Annotated in this window: 16 protein-coding genes; 9 read left to right on the top strand and 7 right to left on the bottom strand. The window is 45.5% G+C overall.

Translation table 11 applies throughout. The annotated features are described in order from the left end of the window. Positions 1 to 285, top strand: coding sequence for a Mo-dependent nitrogenase C-terminal domain-containing protein (locus ACMUEV_RS13785; RefSeq protein ID WP_190648115.1), 285 nt, complete (start codon positions 1 to 3; stop codon positions 283 to 285). Between the two features lie 146 nt (positions 286 to 431). Further along, positions 432 to 992, top strand: coding sequence for an NYN domain-containing protein (locus ACMUEV_RS13780; RefSeq protein WP_051077865.1), 561 nt, complete (start codon positions 432 to 434; stop codon positions 990 to 992). Positions 993 to 1331: 339 nt separating this feature from the next. On the opposite strand, the gene ACMUEV_RS13775 is transcribed toward ACMUEV_RS13780, so the two are convergent. Both ACMUEV_RS13775 and ACMUEV_RS13770 read right to left on the bottom strand, forming a co-directional pair. Continuing rightward, on the bottom strand, positions 1332 to 1997 hold the full coding sequence (locus ACMUEV_RS13775; RefSeq protein ID WP_017288537.1) for a hypothetical protein: 666 nt from the start codon (positions 1995 to 1997) through the stop codon (positions 1332 to 1334). Between the two features lie 541 nt (positions 1998 to 2538). Beyond that, positions 2539 to 3924 carry an acyltransferase family protein gene (locus ACMUEV_RS13770; RefSeq protein ID WP_190648113.1) on the bottom strand — a complete coding sequence of 462 codons (1386 nt, stop codon included), beginning with the start codon at positions 3922 to 3924 and terminating at the stop codon, positions 2539 to 2541. Between the two features lie 508 nt (positions 3925 to 4432). Here ACMUEV_RS13770 and ACMUEV_RS13765 point away from each other — a divergent pair. Both ACMUEV_RS13765 and thiD read left to right on the top strand, forming a co-directional pair. Beyond that, positions 4433 to 4729, top strand: coding sequence for a hypothetical protein (locus ACMUEV_RS13765; protein WP_190648110.1), 297 nt, complete (start codon positions 4433 to 4435; stop codon positions 4727 to 4729). Positions 4730 to 4759: 30 nt separating this feature from the next. Then, positions 4760 to 5575, top strand: a complete 816-nt coding sequence (gene thiD / locus ACMUEV_RS13760; RefSeq protein WP_017288541.1) for a bifunctional hydroxymethylpyrimidine kinase/phosphomethylpyrimidine kinase — start codon at positions 4760 to 4762, stop codon at positions 5573 to 5575. 87 nt (positions 5576 to 5662) lie between these two features. Here the strand turns inward: thiD and groL are convergent, their stop codons facing one another. Together groL and gorA are read right to left on the bottom strand one after the other, a co-directional pair. Beyond that, positions 5663 to 7330 carry a chaperonin GroEL gene (gene groL / locus ACMUEV_RS13755; RefSeq protein ID WP_190648108.1) on the bottom strand — a complete coding sequence of 556 codons (1668 nt, stop codon included), beginning with the start codon at positions 7328 to 7330 and terminating at the stop codon, positions 5663 to 5665. Positions 7331 to 7447: 117 nt separating this feature from the next. Next, the gene (gene gorA / locus ACMUEV_RS13750; RefSeq protein WP_199329262.1) at positions 7448 to 8878 is read right to left on the bottom strand and encodes a glutathione-disulfide reductase; all 1431 of its coding nucleotides are present in this window, start codon (positions 8876 to 8878) and stop codon (positions 7448 to 7450) included. A 44-nt stretch (positions 8879 to 8922) separates the two neighbouring features. On the opposite strand from gorA, the gene ACMUEV_RS13745 reads away from it, so the two are divergent. Beyond that, positions 8923 to 9135 (top strand): DUF2945 domain-containing protein, encoded by a 213-nt coding sequence (locus ACMUEV_RS13745; RefSeq protein ID WP_017288544.1) that lies wholly within the window; start codon positions 8923 to 8925, stop codon positions 9133 to 9135. 113 nt (positions 9136 to 9248) lie between these two features. Next, a complete protein-coding gene (uvsE, locus tag ACMUEV_RS13740) occupies positions 9249 to 10226 on the top strand; it encodes a UV DNA damage repair endonuclease UvsE (RefSeq protein ID WP_190648106.1) in 978 nt (325 codons plus the stop codon). A 258-nt stretch (positions 10227 to 10484) separates the two neighbouring features. Here the strand turns inward: uvsE and ACMUEV_RS13735 are convergent, their stop codons facing one another. Then, positions 10485 to 10973, bottom strand: a complete 489-nt coding sequence (locus tag ACMUEV_RS13735; RefSeq protein ID WP_017288546.1) for a pentapeptide repeat-containing protein — start codon at positions 10971 to 10973, stop codon at positions 10485 to 10487. A gap of 15 nt (positions 10974 to 10988) precedes the next feature. Between ACMUEV_RS13735 and ACMUEV_RS13730 the strand changes: the two genes are divergently transcribed. Next, positions 10989 to 11429 carry a YraN family protein gene (locus tag ACMUEV_RS13730; protein ID WP_017288547.1) on the top strand — a complete coding sequence of 147 codons (441 nt, stop codon included), beginning with the start codon at positions 10989 to 10991 and terminating at the stop codon, positions 11427 to 11429. Here ACMUEV_RS13730 and ACMUEV_RS13725 read toward each other — a convergent pair. After that, positions 11426 to 11815, bottom strand: a complete 390-nt coding sequence (locus ACMUEV_RS13725) for a hypothetical protein (protein WP_190648104.1) — start codon at positions 11813 to 11815, stop codon at positions 11426 to 11428. The genes ACMUEV_RS13730 and ACMUEV_RS13725 overlap by 4 nt on opposite strands. A gap of 182 nt (positions 11816 to 11997) precedes the next feature. On the opposite strand from ACMUEV_RS13725, the gene queA reads away from it, so the two are divergent. Then, positions 11998 to 13071: a tRNA preQ1(34) S-adenosylmethionine ribosyltransferase-isomerase QueA gene (queA, locus tag ACMUEV_RS13720; protein ID WP_017288549.1), complete on the top strand. Its 1074-nt coding sequence runs from the start codon at positions 11998 to 12000 to the stop codon at positions 13069 to 13071. 68 nt (positions 13072 to 13139) lie between these two features. Here queA and priA read toward each other — a convergent pair whose 3' ends face one another. After that, the gene (gene priA, locus ACMUEV_RS13715; protein WP_190648102.1) at positions 13140 to 15584 is read right to left on the bottom strand and encodes a primosomal protein N'; all 2445 of its coding nucleotides are present in this window, start codon (positions 15582 to 15584) and stop codon (positions 13140 to 13142) included. A 573-nt stretch (positions 15585 to 16157) separates the two neighbouring features. Here priA and ACMUEV_RS13710 point away from each other — a divergent pair. Next, a complete protein-coding gene (locus tag ACMUEV_RS13710; RefSeq protein ID WP_017288551.1) occupies positions 16158 to 17342 on the top strand; it encodes an RpoD/SigA family RNA polymerase sigma factor in 1185 nt (394 codons plus the stop codon). The last annotated feature ends 3 nt before the right edge of the window (positions 17343 to 17345 follow it).

Here is a 17345-nt window from a genome sequence, read left to right as displayed (position 1 = left end):
GTGAACTCCCTAACTCTTCATCACTTGAGCGCTCTCCTCTACCCGATTCGACAACGACTAGAGTCGATCGAAATTTCTAATCCTCAAACAGCACGATCGCTCTGCAAAATCATCCCGGCTCGTTGTCCGTTTGAACGGCAAATCAAACTGTTTGATTACACGCTTGTTCGGATTCCACCGCTTTGTAAATTAAATCCCTTCTACGATCAAATCGTCAGTCTTCGCTTTAAATCTTTAGTTTATCTAGCAGACCAGTGTGGCGAAGATGTAACGCTTTATTCTTAGCTCCATTTTGTGGGGAAGGGGTTCTCTCTAAAACTGAGGTTCTGATGCCAACAACACACACACCCGAAGAAATTCCAGCAACGCTCCTCAAACAGCCTTGCTCCTCAGAGCATTTGACAAATGGTGATAAAAATAAATCGATTAAAATGCCACAAAATGATGCATCAGATCAAGCTCGTCTAAATCAGGGTCGAGTTGCGATCTTTGTTGACGGTTCAAATTTATTTTATGCTGCTTTACAGCTTGGAATTGAGATTGACTACTCAAAGCTACTGGGTCAACTCACTGCGAACTGTCGGCTACTGCGAGCTTTTTTCTATACAGGTGTCGATCGTACCAATGAAAAGCAACAAGGTTTTTTGCTTTGGATGCGTCGTAATGGTTACCGAGTGATCACAAAGGATCTGATTCAATTGCCAGATGGTTCCAAAAAAGCGAACTTGGATGTCGAAATTGCGGTAGATATGCTAACTTTGGCAGACCACATCGATACTGTTATCTTAGTCAGCGGTGATGGAGATTTAGCCTATGCTGTCAATTCCATTGCTTATCAAGGCGTTCGTGTCGCTGTCGTCAGCTTGCGCTCAATGACAAGTGATAGCTTGATCAATGTTGCTGACTCCTACATCGATCTTGACACAATCAAGGAGAACATTCAAAAGCCTACTGGTGCTGGCTATACAGACTGTGTCACTAGGACCACATAATTTAAGATCTACTTGCTCAAGCTAGTATGACAGGTGTAGAAATCATGGTTTACTTAATTTTTCGAGGTTCTCTCAAGCAAACCTTACGGAGACACTCAGTTATCGCGTCTCCCCGTTACTAAAGTGATATAGCCCTACTTAACGCTGAAATCGCTCAAAAGTTAAATGCTATTTACAACGTTTGTCCCACTTACCCGGTTAAAAGTCGAGCTTTAAGGAAGGTTTGTTAGCAGATACCAAAACTGCTAACCTCTCAAATCAGCGACAGTAAGCAATCTCAAATCCAGCAACCGTGACTTAGTGTCGGCTGCATTTGACGAGTTAGACTGCGTGACTAACTCATTTTTGAAGCTCCCTAGCCTTTGCTTTCTTAAGGCTTTCATATCTACTTTGAAGCTCTCGAAAATTGTGTTCAATTAATGGAAAAAGCTTTGGCGGGAATGGTTCATTTAAATCCATTGGATTAACGTTTTGAAGTTCTTTGATAGAACGAATTGTTTTATAAACTGCAACATGCTTGATGTACTTTAGTAACTCATCGATTAACTCTTTGCTATTTGCTGAATTTTCAGCTAAATGGATCTTTGTCTCTATAATTTCAACTATCTCTTGGTGATTTTTAAGAATAAATTCTTTCTCTATAGCCTCACTTGCAGCATCAGGTAAAACATCTTGCTCAGAACTGAGAGACTTAATTCTTTTCCACATTACAGTATCTTTTTCCAATCTTAAATAGATAGGCCAGTAGAATTCGGAGATTTGCCTTTCTATAAATTCTAGTTCTGCATTGTATCGAGCTACAACAAGCTGATTCTCTAACTCAGATATCTGTTGTTTCTGCTGATTCTCCAATTCAGCAATAAGCTGTCTTTGATAATACTTTTCATTGGTTTCGTTCTTGAATACCTCAAAACGTTTGTTGAGCCAGTAACCTGCTACTAGCACAATGCCACCAAGTAAAACTTTATCAATAACTAATTCAATGATCTTTTCAGAAAGAGCCATTTAGCAATTCTCCCCCGGACTACCTGAAACTTAATGAAATTATCCGTATCAACCGAAAAAGTCCGATTACTTGAGCATTAGTATCTAAAGATACGCCTCAAACTGTACCTCAATCGAGCAATGAGCAGTCTAACAATTTCTAAAACTGCCTCTCTTAGCCTAATTATCTGAATCTAAACGTCGCCGAGAATGATCGACATACTATCCTATCAGAAGGATTTAGGCTACTTGGATTTGGCATAATATCCTAAATTAGAAAATTAGACTGACTTTTTCCGTCTAATGCCTAAATTGAAAACATTAGGTTAATCCATGTTTCGCATATTACTCCCAAACATGAGGATTAGACCGGAAATTTACGTATTTCTCTTTAGAAATTGCACTATATCTGTCTGAGATCTCGTTCAACGCCATTTACTGGATGCGAGGTGAATAGCATAACTCAACATGCAAAAATCTGCTATGACATAGCCATCACAGATTTTCTCTAGAGCGTAACTATGCTCATGCACATAAGGATAGGATGGAATGTAATCGATACTTAGACATTCGCCTGCTGCGCTGCAGCAGCTTGTTTCAAATCATTCTGATTGACCCACACCGTTTTTCTTCCATCTGAAATTCGACACAAATAAAATGCTTTATCATGCACCACTCGTTCGACCTTCTGAATTGTCCAACCTGACTTTCCTTTATATTGCACAGACTCTCCGACTCTCGGAGTCCAACCAATCTTCGCGATCGGCGTTAATCTCGCATCTGTATAATGCCAAAGCCAAACCGCACCCTTTACAACCCAAGGCGTGACGTGATCCGCAATCACAGACAATGCTAATGTTCCAAGCACCATCCAAGGTAAAACTTGATAATACAGCGGCAACTGCTGATGCACATACAAATTCAACGTGCGATCGACAACAAAATTGTGAATCAGAAAATAGCTATAGCTATGAATGCCAAGCCAAATCATTATTGCACCTAACTTTAAGCGATCGCTGAAAAATCGAAATACGACCATGCAACAGAGCGTTAAACCAATAGCCAGCAAGAAATCATCAAAAATCCAGCCAAAGCGATAAAACTGAGCGACAAATCCGATCGCATAAACTGCTATACCAATCGAAAATGCTCTAGAAGACTTCCAAAAGATCGCGCCTTTACCCTGCGAATACTGCCGAGCGACTACCATTCCTAAAACGAAAGTACTGAGCTTTGCAATGAAATGCACAAATGGTTGCCAACCTGCCGATGCACTGACGATCGCATAAGTGGGATGACCCTTGAAGACATAAACCGCTAAGGCTCGATACACCAATGTAATCACAGTTGTCGTCAGCAACAAATTGCGCGATCCCCATCGATTCATCAGATACCAAAGCACTGGGAAAATCAACGCAAAACTCATAATCAATGGGACGAACCACCAAGGACCATTTGTGGGAAGAAGCAGTTCTCCACCATAATCAAACAAAATTGGGAACGACATGCCTGCAAATGTATGCCAAGCATCAGGAATATAGCTATTCGTCAACTCCCCAACCGTCCAAAGTACTGGGTAAGCCAACCACGCGACTGTCCAGAACGGTAGTAAAATTCTTAAAATTCGTCGCTTGAGAAAGCTACCTACTTCGATCGGTTGCCCTTTCAGTGATAGCACCAAGCTGAATCCACTTACCAAAACAAACACATCGACAAATTGATAGCCAAACCAAACAAGTAAACTCAAAACTTGAGTCAACCAACTATCACCCATCTGACGCGTCGCTAAAAATATCTGTTGCAAATTCGCAGCAAGTCCGGTTGGTTGAGGTGTAAAAGCATATTTCGTAAATAACAACTGAGCATGATAAAGCAACAGCAATACTGCTGCAAAAATCCGAATGCCTTCGAGCCATGCTAACCGCTGTAATTTCTTAGAACTTGCCATCCAGTTTCTCCTCAAATCCCCTTTCTAGGCTCTTGATGTATTTCCAGGTAGTAGTGTGGCATCGTTTCTATAAATCGACGGACAAATCTGCCTATTGGCGGATTTTGAAAATCATGATTTCTAATATGACGCAAGGAATGACTTAACTACTTTTAATCACTCTTTATTCCTGACCAATGTTACCGAGCCGATGCTTTACCATTTTGCAGACTCAGTATATTCAACTCCTTTACAGAATTTCATCTCGCGTAAGAATGACAGATGCAATACTGAAAGGAGGATAGCTTTGACACATGATCTTTTACGCAACGTGATGCCCCATCGAAAGTCTCTGGAAGAAGATCAGGGTTAATGTAAGTGAATTGGAAGCACCGAAATATATTAATCGGGAAACCCGTACATTTACGTAATTGTGTCATCAGAAGAAAATAAAGTTCCAAGATCTTACCGTATAGATCCTTGGACGAATCCGATTCAATCTGTGCAACACATATAAGACGATTACATCATGAGTATTAAATTCACCGCTGAAGACTTGTCACGATTGGACGATTTCCGCCTTGAGCGCTTTCATGAACTTTATGCCCAGACACTTGTAGGCTGTAAATTAGAGCTAAAATTCGATGCGTTGCTCATTCATTGTTCAGAGCCTTGGTGCGTCGATCAATTGATGGAAGAACTCGATCGCATGGTAAACGCTGTGTCGCTGGTACTGGGTACAAAGTATCTGTCGATCTGCTATGCGGCAGAGGAAGTTTATCGGACGAAGACCCGATTACACCGTCAACAATGCATGTCGCACTAAAATAGAGAAAACTCTCGTTTCAGTTGTCCCATGACTCTTACTTCGATTCCGATCGCCTTAACTATTGCGGGTTCAGATAGTGGAGGGGGGGCTGGAATTCAAGCTGATCTCCGCACGTTTGCTTTTCATCGCGTGCATGGAGCGAGTGCGATTACTTGCGTTACGGCACAGAATACCTTAGGTGTGTCACGAGTTGATGCTTTACCTTCAGCAGCCGTAGCCGCTCAGATTCAGGCTGTCGTGCAAGATATCGGAGTGCAAGCTGCTAAAACCGGAATGTTACTGAATCAAGAAATCATCGCTACGGTTTCTGAACAGGTTGCCGCTTGTAAAATTGTTAATTTAGTTGTTGATCCAGTGATGGTGTCTCGAACTGGAGCGCAATTGATTGATGATTCTGCGATCGCGGTTTTACGATCGCACCTGATTCCACAAGCGGCAATTCTGACCCCAAATCGCTACGAGGCTCAATTACTCAGTGGGCTTGAAATTCTCACCTTAGAGGACATGCAGGCTGCCTCTGAGAAAATTTTTGAATTGGGAGCAAAGTCCGTTCTCGTCAAAGGTGGCGGAATGAGTGGAGAACTGCGAGGAGTTGATGTTTGGTTTGATGGCAATGCGTGCGAAACCTTAACCACTCAAGTCGTGAATACACCGCACACGCATGGGACAGGATGTACATTGTCGGCAGCGATCGCGGCAAATTTGGCATTGGGGAAAGATCTACGATCGGCAGTTCACCTTGCTAAGAGCTATGTGACGACTGCATTGAAATATTCATTAGCAATTGGGAAAGGTCAAGGTCCAGTCGGGCATTTTTTCCCCTTGTTACTCTCAGATAGTTAAGAGGAGATTGCACAGATAGCAACAGGGGGAGTAGGGACAATCATTGCATCCCCACTCCCCCTTTTTCGACACTTAGCGCGATGGGAATTACATCATCCCCATACCACCCATGCCGCCCATACCACCCATACCACCCATGCCGCCCATGCCGCCCATATCAGGCGCAGCAGCAGATTTGGGTTCGGGTTTCTCAACGACCAATGCTTCAGTAGTCAACACCATGCCTGCGATCGAAGCTGCATCTTGAAGTGCAGTTCGCACAACTTTCGCAGGGTCAACAATGCCCGCTGCCAGCAAGTCTTCATACTTGTCGGTCAGCGCATTGTAGCCGTGGCTAAAGCTCATTTCGCGGACTTTCTCAACAATCACAGAGCCTTCAGCACCCGCGTTATCAGCAATCTGACGGAGCGGAGCATCGAGCGAGCGAATCACAATATCCACACCGATTTGCTCTTCAGCATTCAGCGTCGATTTCAATTCAACTAGCTTTCCAGCGAGGTGAACGAGAGAAACACCGCCTCCCGGAACGATTCCTTCTTCGACTGCGGCTTTTGTCGCATTCAAAGCATCTTCAATTCGGAGTTTGCGATTTTTTAACTCAGTTTCAGTAGCAGCACCGACTTTGATCACTGCAACACCACCGGATAATTTCGCAATCCGCTCAGAGATCTTTTCTCTGTCGTAGTCAGAATCACTGCGCTCAACTTCTTGACGCAATTGAGCGACGCGCTTCTCAATATTCTCACTGTTGGCGACATCTGAAACGATCGTGGTGGAATCTTTCGTGACCGTGATTTTTCTAGCGGTTCCGAGCATGTCAGCCGAAACTGCATCTAAGCTCAGACCGATTTCTTCGGAGATCACTTGCCCATCGGTCAGAACTGCGATGTCTTGCAGCATTTGCTTCCGACGATCGCCGAATCCAGGTGCTTTGATTGCAACTGTATTCAATACACCGCGCAGACGGTTGACCACCAACGTTGCTAATGCTTCACCTTCAACGTCTTCTGCGATGATCAACAGAGGTTGACCAGCACGGGCAACTTTTTCGAGAACTGGAACTAATTCTTGAATCGAACCAATTTTCTTATCACAGAGCAGAATTGCAGCATTCTCATACTCAGCAATCAAGCGCTCAGTGTCGGTGACAAAGTAAGGAGAGAGATAACCGCGATCGATTTGCATCCCTTCGACGATATCCATTTCAGTCGCTAAGGATTTCGATTCTTCAACCGTAATCACACCATCGCGTCCGACTTTATCCATCGCTGCTGCGATCATTTGTCCGACTTCATCATCATTTCCGGCGGAAACAGTCGCGACTTGTGCAATTTCGTTGCCTTCAACGGGTTCTGCGACCGCTTGGATTTCAGTGACCAGTTTCGCGATCGCTTTTTCCATGCCACGGCGCAAGCTGATCGGATTGGTGCCTGCTGCAACGTTTTTCATGCCTTCGCGAATCATCGCTTGAGCGAGAACCGTTGCGGTCGTTGTTCCATCCCCTGCCAAGTCCTTCGTTTTAGAAGCGACTTCACGAATCAAGGATGCGCCTGTGTTTTCTAGCGGATCTTCAAGTTCGATTTCTTTTGCGATCGTCACACCGTCATTGACGATTTGAGGCGCACCGAATTTTTTCTCAAGTAACACGTTCCGTCCGCGAGGACCGAGGGTGACGCGCACTGCATCTGCTAACGCATTCACGCCCCGTTCTAACGCCTGTCTGGATTCGTCATCAAAGACAACAATCTTTGCCATAGGTATGTCTCAGTTCTCCACCTAGAAATTTAGCACTCACTGGGACAGAGTGCTAAAAGAAGACAGATCGGAAAACCGTCCTTACGGCATTGAAGGTTGAATTTTGAATTGGAAAATTCAGGAGAATAATTCTTCAGCAGAAGATGGATGGATCGCGATCGCGTGATCGAGTTCAGCTTTCGTCAGTCCTTTCTGCATCGCGAGTGCAAATCCTTGAATGATCTCGATCGCATCGTCGCCCACGATGTGAATTCCAAGAATGCGATCGTCATGAGTTACAAATTTGATTAAGCTCTGACGCTTTTCTTGACTTAAGGTTCGCAGTAAGGGCGTGAATTCAGTTTGATAACATTTGATGCGATCGCCAAATTTTTCTTGCGCTTCAGATTCGGTCATGCCAACCGTTGCAGCTTCAGGACGAGAACACACGCCAGAAGGAATCAAATGGTAATCGATTGCCATCTGTGACTTGCCAAACACAGTTTCGGCAAAGGCTCGTCCTTCAGCGCGGGCGACCGGAGTGAGTTGCTTGCGATTCGTGCAGTCTCCAACCGCGTAAATATGCGGCAGATTTGTGCGGCTAAATTCATCAACGGCGATCGCTTTATTGTCTTGCTCAATTCCTATGGTGTCCAAATTGAGATGTTCTAAATTGGGGATACGTCCGGTCGCACAGAGCAACGTATCTACCGTAAGCAGGTCTGAGCGATCTCCGGTGAGTTGAATTTGAATGTTATCTCCAACTCGTTCAATTTTTTCCGCAGTTGTATTGCAATAGCTATAGATTCCGCGATCGACTAATTCATTTCTCACAGTATTACGAACAGTGTCGTCAAACCCTTCTAAAATGCAACACTCTCGATTCATCAAAAAGACTTCAACTCCCAATCCGCGCATCAGACTAGAGAATTCTACGCCAATGTAGCCGCCACCTAGAATGGCTAACCGTTTGGGGAGTTTCTCAAGATGAAACATTTCATCTGAAGTCACTGCATGTTCGATGCCTGAAATGTTAGGCTTTGTTGCTTTTCCACCGACTGCAATTAGGATTTTATCGGCTGTAATTTTTTGATCATTCACCCTGATCGTATGTTCATCGACAAATACAGCCGTGCCTTGCAAGAGTTCGACTCCTTTGTCTTTGAGCTTAGATTGATAAACATGGCGTAAGCGATCGAGTTCACGATCTCGGATTTGCTTGAACTGTTGCCAGCTAAATTTGGGAGTTTCTTGTGACCAGCCATACTCTTGGGCAAGGTGTGCGAACTCTGCAAAATCGGCAGCATAGACCATGAGTTTTTTAGGAATACAGCCGAGATTTACACAGGTTCCACCAACGTGGGCAGATTCCGCGATCGCAACTTTCGCGCCATAGCTCGCCGCTTTTTTGGCTGCGGATAGTCCACCAGGGCCTGCACCAATTACAAATAAATCACAGCGATAGGTCATGGCGAGAATTCCTTTTTGAGTAGCGTAATTGAGTTCGCAGAGCGATCCCAACTGTCGCAAGAGAGGAATGAGGCGCAACTCTGGGTAGAGGTTAGCCAAGCGATAAATCCATAAAATTTAGACCGCACATCGAGAGAAAAGCTATGAGTCAGGAATTGAAGAAAGGCGATCACGTTGAGTGGAATACTTCGGGCGGTAAAACCGAGGGCGAAGTTAAGGAAAAGATTACAGAACCTACTGACTTTAAAAATCACCACTTTGAGGCTTCAGAAGAAAATCCTGAATACTTAGTTGAAACTTCTAAGAGCCATAAGGAAGCGATTCATAAACCCGAGCAATTAAAAAAGAAAGAATGACCTCAAATCGAGTTGATCGGAGATCTTTAATAAGGAGAAGACGTTAAAGTTACCTAAAGAACTCTGGATTCTAAAGATCTCAACTTCTACGTTTATCTCAATCCTCAATCATCATGACTCCCGAACTTGGTTTAGTGTGTGTCTCTGCATCGAAAACGGTGCGATTCAAAACGATGACACGTAAGCGATTCTTACAATTTGAACTCGCAGAGCAAGAGCAAGTTCTACGTGAACTCTATACCGAAAACTTGCACCGATTAGCGATCGCGATCAAGTTCTGCGCTGAGCATCATATTCGGCTCTATCGTTTAAGCTCTGGCTTATTTCCCTTTGCCGATGAGCCTATCGGATCTGCCATCTTAGATGAGTTTGCAGAAGGGCTGAGCTTAGTGGGAGATCAGTCACGACAATTGGGCATCCGCTTAGTGTTTCATCCCGATCAGTTCGTTGTGCTCAACTCCGATCGCCCTGAAGTCATCGAAAATAGCATCAAAATTTTGACGATGCATGCGCATGTTTTTGATTTGTTAGGACTGCCGAAATCGCCTTGGGCATTGATCAACATCCATGGTGGAAAAGGCGATCGTATAGAGCGATTGCTAGATACGATCGCAAACTTACCCGACAATATTCGACTCCGACTCACGCTCGAAAACGACGAGTATACTTACAGCGCAGAGCAAATGGTTTCGATTTGCTCTGCTGCTAAAATTCCGCACGTGTTCGATGCCCATCATCATGTGATCTATGCGCAAGTCGATAGCTATGAGCACGAAAGCGTAGGTGCAATGTTGGAAGCGGCTCGATCGACGTGGGAGGTTCCAGAATGGCAGCTTGTCCATATCTCGAATGGAGCAGAAAGCTTTCTCGATCAGCGTCACAGCGATTACATTACTGTGATGCCAAGCTCTTATCGACAAGCGCCTTGGATCGAGATTGAAGCAAAGCAAAAAGAATTAGCGATTCAGAAACTTCAGCAGGAATGGTTATATTCTGATCTCAATGTTCTCTCGCCAGTAGAGGCAGAGCCATCGCCCTCTAAAGTCGCGTCCGTTTCTCGTGCGGCTCAAAAGGTCAGCCTTCGGAAATGATCGAATGAACCCGTTTCGGCTCAGGTCGGTTGACTCAATCGCTTTCCTGCAAATGCCTTTGCGAATAGAATTCGCGGCTAGACAAACGAAGTCCGCCGTCGTGGACTGTTCCAACTCTGGCTGTTAACCTGCAAAAGCAGGTTTTGTCTGTGTAGCCCCGAATTCCATTCGGCAGACAATTTAGATTCATACAGAAAGTCTAATTTGCGCTTGACCCAGAGAAGTTTGATCAGCGAATCAATCAAACTTCTCAATTCACTAATCGCAATACAGCGTCTCGCGCGTTTCGCGTCCCGTCACCGGATTCGTACCTTGTGCAACCTTGCACAGCAGCTTCTGCACGTCGGGGCGCAACTCTACATCGGTAAAATCTGCGCCATCAATAATTGCCCCTTCAAACTTCGCATTCGAGGCAAAGGCACCCGCCAAATTTGCATTCGTCAAATTCGCGCGCGTCAAGCGGGCTGAATCTAACGTACTATTTCTCAAATCTGCCCCTTCCAGATTTGCCCGTTCCAGATTTGTCGCAAAAAATCGCACGCCTTTGAGATTCGTGTGGCTCAAATTACTTTCGCGCATATTCGCCTTGGTAAATTCCGAATCCGTTAAATCTTGACCGGAAAAATCCGCCCCGACCAATGATTCTCGGTTGTAATCTAACGCGAGCACGGGTGTCGCGAAAACAACCCAAGTCGCAATTAGAACGACGACGGCACAAACCAAACCTTTTAAGCGTTTAGAACTCATCGGAAAAATCAGGGAATGTTGAAAGAGAACTGCTTTAAAATCGTACCTGTGGATCAGCAGAATTCGACATCAGAAATTGGAACATCCGGCGAAAACTTTGTCGCAGACTGGCTACAAACACAAGGAGCAACTATTCTGGCGCGCAACTGGACTTGTCGATCGGGCGAATTAGACCTCGTTGCGCAAACGCAAGACCAAGTTGTGGCATTTGTCGAAGTCAAAACTCGCAGTCGCGGCAATTGGGACAATCATGGTGCATTGGCGATTACGGCTGCTAAACAGCGCAAAATCATCACCGCCGCCCAACTTTTTCTCTTAAAGCATCCGCATCTCGCGCATCTTGCCTGTCGCTTTGATGTCGCCTTGGTACGAAAAAGGGGAAATCCAAGAACTTCCCCCCACCTCACCAAAAATCAATTCGTGCTACAAGACTATATCTGTGATGCGTTTTTCTAAGCTAGTGTTTCAGGACAATAGCCTAAGCCTTGTACAAACTGTTTGCGAAATTCTTCAATTTCTTCGCGATCTGGGTTGCCATGAGACACAACCGCGACTTGATACCGCTGCATGACCTCGATCGGGGATTGACCCGTCTCTAAACCCCAGAGCACCATCTGAATCCGAATGCTGGGGTGACAGACGATACCCAACTCGTTCAGGAATGCTTGAAAGTCACCTTCTGTTTGTTCATCGAGCGATTTAGCCAGTTTCACCCTCACGACCCAACCATCAATCTGATGAATGACAGTTATGAAACTGAGCGGCAGAGACTTTGAGTTGTGCAGATGTTCCACAATTCTCAGAGTTAGACTGGCATTCGCGAGGGAGTAGACATATTCCATAGAACACAAACCCAGCAAATGCTACTCTTCTATTCTGATTGAGGATCGCCTTTTCACATAGGGGCAAAGCCCCCGATATTGGCTAGGGAATCTCACCCATTTTTAGGATTCTATATTTAAAGGCTCAAAATTATCAGAAAATACTAACCACTCACCTGTGACGACCAATTAGGACTGAGACCGTGGAAGCTGATCAACTCCTCTCGGCTTATGATTACCATTTACCCGAAGACCGCATCGCCCAGAATCCCGCTGAGCCAAGGGATAGCGCGCGATTGCTCGTTCTCAAAACATTGACGGAACATTGTCATCAAGTGTTTCATGATCTAGTCGAGATTCTGCAACCCGGCGATTTGCTGGTGCTGAATAATACCCAAGTGATTCCGGCTCGTCTGCATGGACACAAATCGACTGGAACTGAGGTAGAGATTTTGTTGTTGGAAGAACAGCAGCAGAATCAGTGGTTGTCATTGGTGAAGCCGGGACGAAGGCTGAAGCCTGGCAATCAAATTACTTTTACCCCTCGATCGCAGACGGACATCAAGCTGAATGCCCAAATTTTAGCCAGCGATCCAGAAACACGCGGCAGGATTTTACAGTTTGAAGTGTCGGATGGACGATCGCTGCTCGAAGTGATTGATCATTTTGGTGAAGTGCCGTTGCCGCCTTATATTCACGACACTGAAGCAGAAGCCGATCGCTATCAGACGGTGTATGCCGATCGCTTAGGCGCTGTCGCTGCGCCGACTGCGGGATTGCATTTCACGCCCGAACTGTTAGAGCGCTTAGAACAAAAGGGTATCGATCGGGCTTTTGTGACGCTGCATGTTGGGGTAGGAACCTTCCGACCTGTGGAGGTTGAAAATATTACTGAACATCAGATGCATGGAGAATGGATCGAAGTTTCGCCGGAGACGGTAGAGAAGATTCGGGAGACAAAAGCGAAAGGCGGACGAGTGATTGCCGTGGGGACGACGGTTGTACGATCGCTCGAAGGCGCTTCGCAGTCGGGTCAACTTGAACCCTATTGTGGCAAAACGAATTTATTTATTTATCCGGGCTATCAGTGGCGTGTGGTCGATGGCATGATCACAAACTTCCACTTACCGAAATCGAGTTTGCTGATGCTTGTTAGTGCCTTGATCGGGCGAGAACGCTTGTTATCGGTGTACCAAGATGCGATCGACAATCAGTATCGGTTTTATTCATTTGGCGATGCGATGCTGATTTTGCCAGAAGCAAAACTCAGGAATTAGTTTCTAGTCGCTCTGGATTGGGCATTTGCGATGTATACAAGAGGTTGATCGCAAGTTGCAGCTTTGAGCTACATGAGATTCATTGGATCGACATCGATCGTTAAACTCACCGTCGAAGGACACTGCGATCTCAGTTCCATCACATTCGGAATGCGATCGCTGGTGAGTTTGAGAAGAATCTGCCAGCGATATCGTTGGTTAATTTTTGCGATCGTGGCGGGAGCAGGCCCCAATACTTCATCTTCAGAGTGTAGAAGCTGATCAGCGAGTAGCTCCGCCGTACTTCGGACAGTCTGCTCATTCAATCCACTCAGGCGGAGTAACACTAACCGCCCGTAAGGGGGATAGTTCAACGCTGCCCGCTGCTCTAGTTCAGTGGCAACAAAAGGCTCATATTGCTGACGTTGAACGGCTTGAATCACTGGATGTTCAGGCGCATAAGTTTGAAGAATCACTCGTCCAGGCTCAGTTCCGCGTCCGGCGCGTCCGGCAACTTGAACTAACGTTTGAAAAGCTCTCTCACTGGCTCGAAAATCTGCTAAGTTCAGTAACCCATCGGCTGAGATAATCCCAACCAAAGTTACTTGGGGTAAGTCAATCCCCTTCGTGAGCATCTGTGTTCCGACGAGTAAATCAGCGTCCCCGTGAGCAAATTGACTTAGTAAAGCTCGATGCGCTCCTTTTGCGCGGGTTGTATCACTATCAAATCGAATTGTTTTCAATTCGGGGAAAAGTTTGGCGATTTCTTGAACGACTCGTTGAGTCCCACTGCCAAAGTTTTTGAAATACGAAGAACTACAGCTAGGGCAACGCTGCGGTTGAAGCTGAGTATAGTTACAATAATGACATCTTAAAATCGGTTGAGCAGTTTCGTGAACGTGATGATAGGACAGTGAAACATCACAATTGGGACATTCCATCACATAGCCACAACTCCGACAAGACACAAACGTGCTATGTCCACGACGATGAATGAATAACAAGCCTTTTTGATTGTTTTCTTTGAGCTTTTTCAACTGAGCTTGCAGCGATCGACTAAAAATCGAAGGATTGCGATCGTGCAATTCTTTCCGCATATCAACAATGTCGATTTTCGGCAAAGGGCGATCTAAGATTCGCTTCGGTAAAGATAGATAAGTAGATGATTGTGAGTCTAACCAAGTCTCTAGCGAAGGTGTTGCTGAGCCGAGAATTAAGGGACAGTTTTCTAATTCAGCCCGCCATTGTGCAACCGATCGAGCATGGTAACAAGGTGCAGGTTGATCTTGCTTAAAACTCGAATCATGTTCTTCGTCTAAGACAATTAATCCGAGATTGGGCAACGGCGCGAACACTGCCGATCGCGTTCCAATCACCACTTGAGGCGACCCTGTGAGCATTTGTCGCCAAGTGTCGAACCGTTCACCATCGGATAAAGCACTGTGATACACACAAACGCGATCGCCAAATCTTGCCCGAAAGCGATCCGTCAATTGCGGTGTTAACCCAATCTCAGGCACTAAGACTAAAGCAGATTGACCGCGTTGCAGCCGTGGTGCGATCGCTTGCAAGTAAACCTCAGTCTTGCCTGATCCCGTGACCCCATGCAGCAAAATTTTTTCAAATGCTGTGACTGTATGAATCTTTTTCAGCACTTCTGCTTGATGATGCGTCAGCACTTTTGCCGCATCCTGCTCAACATCCGGTGCATGTTCACTTCGCAGCACTTCTCGCCCCTGAAGCAGCACACAGCCCTGCTCTTGTAAGCGCTTTACAGTGGGTGAAGTCGTTCGGCAGTGCTGCAACAGATCTGTCAGCCACATTTCACCGCCATTGCGCTTAAGCACTTCTAAAATCTCACGTTGTCGGACACTGCTTTGTGTGGCGGAGCCATCGCTCAACTCACCCTGAGTTGAGACTAAAATCACCGCTTGCCGCAATTGGGGACGAATCGTGGCAGGTGGCTCCAGATAGCTCTCGACCCAATTCAGCTTGAGCAGGTCTTGTAAGCCCCGATTCGCGCCTTTGACTTGCCGTTGCACAAATTGCCAGGAATAATCTTTTGTTTTGCTCGACTTGAGCAGTTTGAGAATCTGTTGGGCTGCACTATTCAGACTGGCTTCATTAGCATCGGGCTTGATCAAGCGAATGCGTCTTTGCGATCGCGCCAATAATCCCGGCGGCAACGCCACGCGTACCACCTGCATTAATGAAGTTTGATAGTAGCGTGCGACTTGATCGAGCAATGCCCAATAAGAGGCAGGAAAGAAGCCAGCACTGACGATCGAATCAATCGATCGAATTTGCTCGGGCAATAAATCCGGCGGTTGATTCCCAACGCGCACCGCAATCCCACCGACCTGTTGTGCGCCAAAAGGCACACTCAAAATGTCACCCGGCTGCACCAATAAATCCGGACGCGACTGATAAGTATAGACTCCTTGCGACCCTGGACAATCGACTAACACATCGACCCAAGCAGGTGACACCCCATACTCTGCCTTTAATTCCGCCACAGACTGCAACTCAGACATATCGCAAATGAAGAGAAAAACTTAAGAAAATCCGCAGCTTTGCAAACTCGCGGTATTAAATAATCAGAGGAGTCGAGAAGTTTATTAGTTCAAATACACTAACCATTAATTCTAATTTTAACGTGTGATGAGTTTACAGGATCACTCGCCCTATCGCACGACTCTACCTACGATAGATTCACAAAAAACGCTCTGGCTTTTCCGACCATTGGTAGAGATGTAAACCGAAACAGGTATGAGAGTCTGTTATAGCAGCTAGGGATTCATTTGAAATCCTAAATCTCTGGAATCTTCATCCACGCTGAACTATATTGCTGGGGATCATGCCAGCCTATGTGGACGAAGTGAGTGATTTGATCTCCAAATCTCAACTCATTTCTAAAAGTTTCCAAAAAGTTTCTATAAAACGCCGAAATTCGTCATAAGTTCAGGAGGAGTTGATTATTTTGTCATTTATAAATTGAAACGAAAACATAGCATTCAAAACTGTCGATCGCTGACTTAAGGTTCTGTCTAGTTTGACACTTAAATTAGCTCAAATAGCCCCCTGTAAAACTTCATTGATATAACACTATGAGCGAACAAAGCAACAGTTCCCCAACCGTAGCCCTCTCTCAGGATATGGACTTTGCAATGGACGTTGCTGAGTTAGATTCAGTAGACTCATTGCAATTAGAAGCTGACTTAGAAGACAGCACCCCGATCGAGATTGAGCCGGATATTCTTGAGCTTACGTCTGTTGGAAATTCATCAGAGGATGAGGTCGATCAAATCGCATCAGCTCGCTCCTCTGGCTATAACAAGACCGTTGCCGATGATGCAGTGGGAGCTTTCTTTAAAGAAATGGCACGGTATCCACTCCTGAAAGCGGATGAGGAAGTGGAGCTTGCAAGACGGGTACAGTACTTAGTTGAAGTCGATAGCGCTCGACGCAAGCTGTATCAAGAATTAGGTCATGCTCCTACCAAGGCTCAATTAGCTGAACACTTTGGACTCACTGAACGGCAATTGGATCATCGCTTACACCGGAGTCGAGTAGCGAAACGGAAGATGATTCGATCGAATCTTCGATTAGTCGTGTCGATCGCGAAACGGTATCTAAATCGCGGCGTGCCGTTTCTTGATTTGATTCAAGAAGGTGCATTGGGACTCAACCGCGCAACAGAAAAGTTTGATCCCGATAAGGGATATAAGTTTTCGACCTATGCATACTGGTGGATTCGTCAGGGGATCACCAGAACGATCGCAAATGATGCTCGTACGATTCGCTTACCGATTCACATTGTCGAAAAGCTGAATAAGCTGAAGAAAGCGCATCGCGACCTGAAACGAGAGTTAAATCGCAATCCGACCGAAGCAGAACTGGCTCAATCTCTAGAATTGACCGTTGAGCAATTGCAGCATTTACATCAAGTCCGTCGTCAGTCGTTATCGCTGAATCATCGAGTTGGTAAAGGCGAAGATACAGAATTGATGGACTTACTCGAAGATGGCGATACTCAATCACCCGAATCTCAGATGAGTGAAACGATGTTACGCCAAGAGATTTGGGAGGTATTGGGCAATGTCTTAACCGAGCGTGAGAAAGATATCATTTCGTTGCGCTATGGTTTGACGACGAGTAAGCCTTGCACGCTGGAAGAAGTTGGCGGGATGTTCAATCTGTCACGGGAGCGGGTGCGTCAAATTCAGAGTAAGGCAATGCGCAAGTTGCGCCGTCCTCAGATTGCAGAACGGTTAAAAGGTTGGTTAGGTTAGAAA

Source organism: Leptolyngbya sp. FACHB-1624 (genome assembly GCF_047649235.1).
GTDB classification, from domain to species: Bacteria; Cyanobacteriota; Cyanobacteriia; order Leptolyngbyales; family Leptolyngbyaceae; genus Leptolyngbya; species Leptolyngbya boryana.
This window is presented reverse-complemented; position numbering and strand designations above follow the sequence as displayed.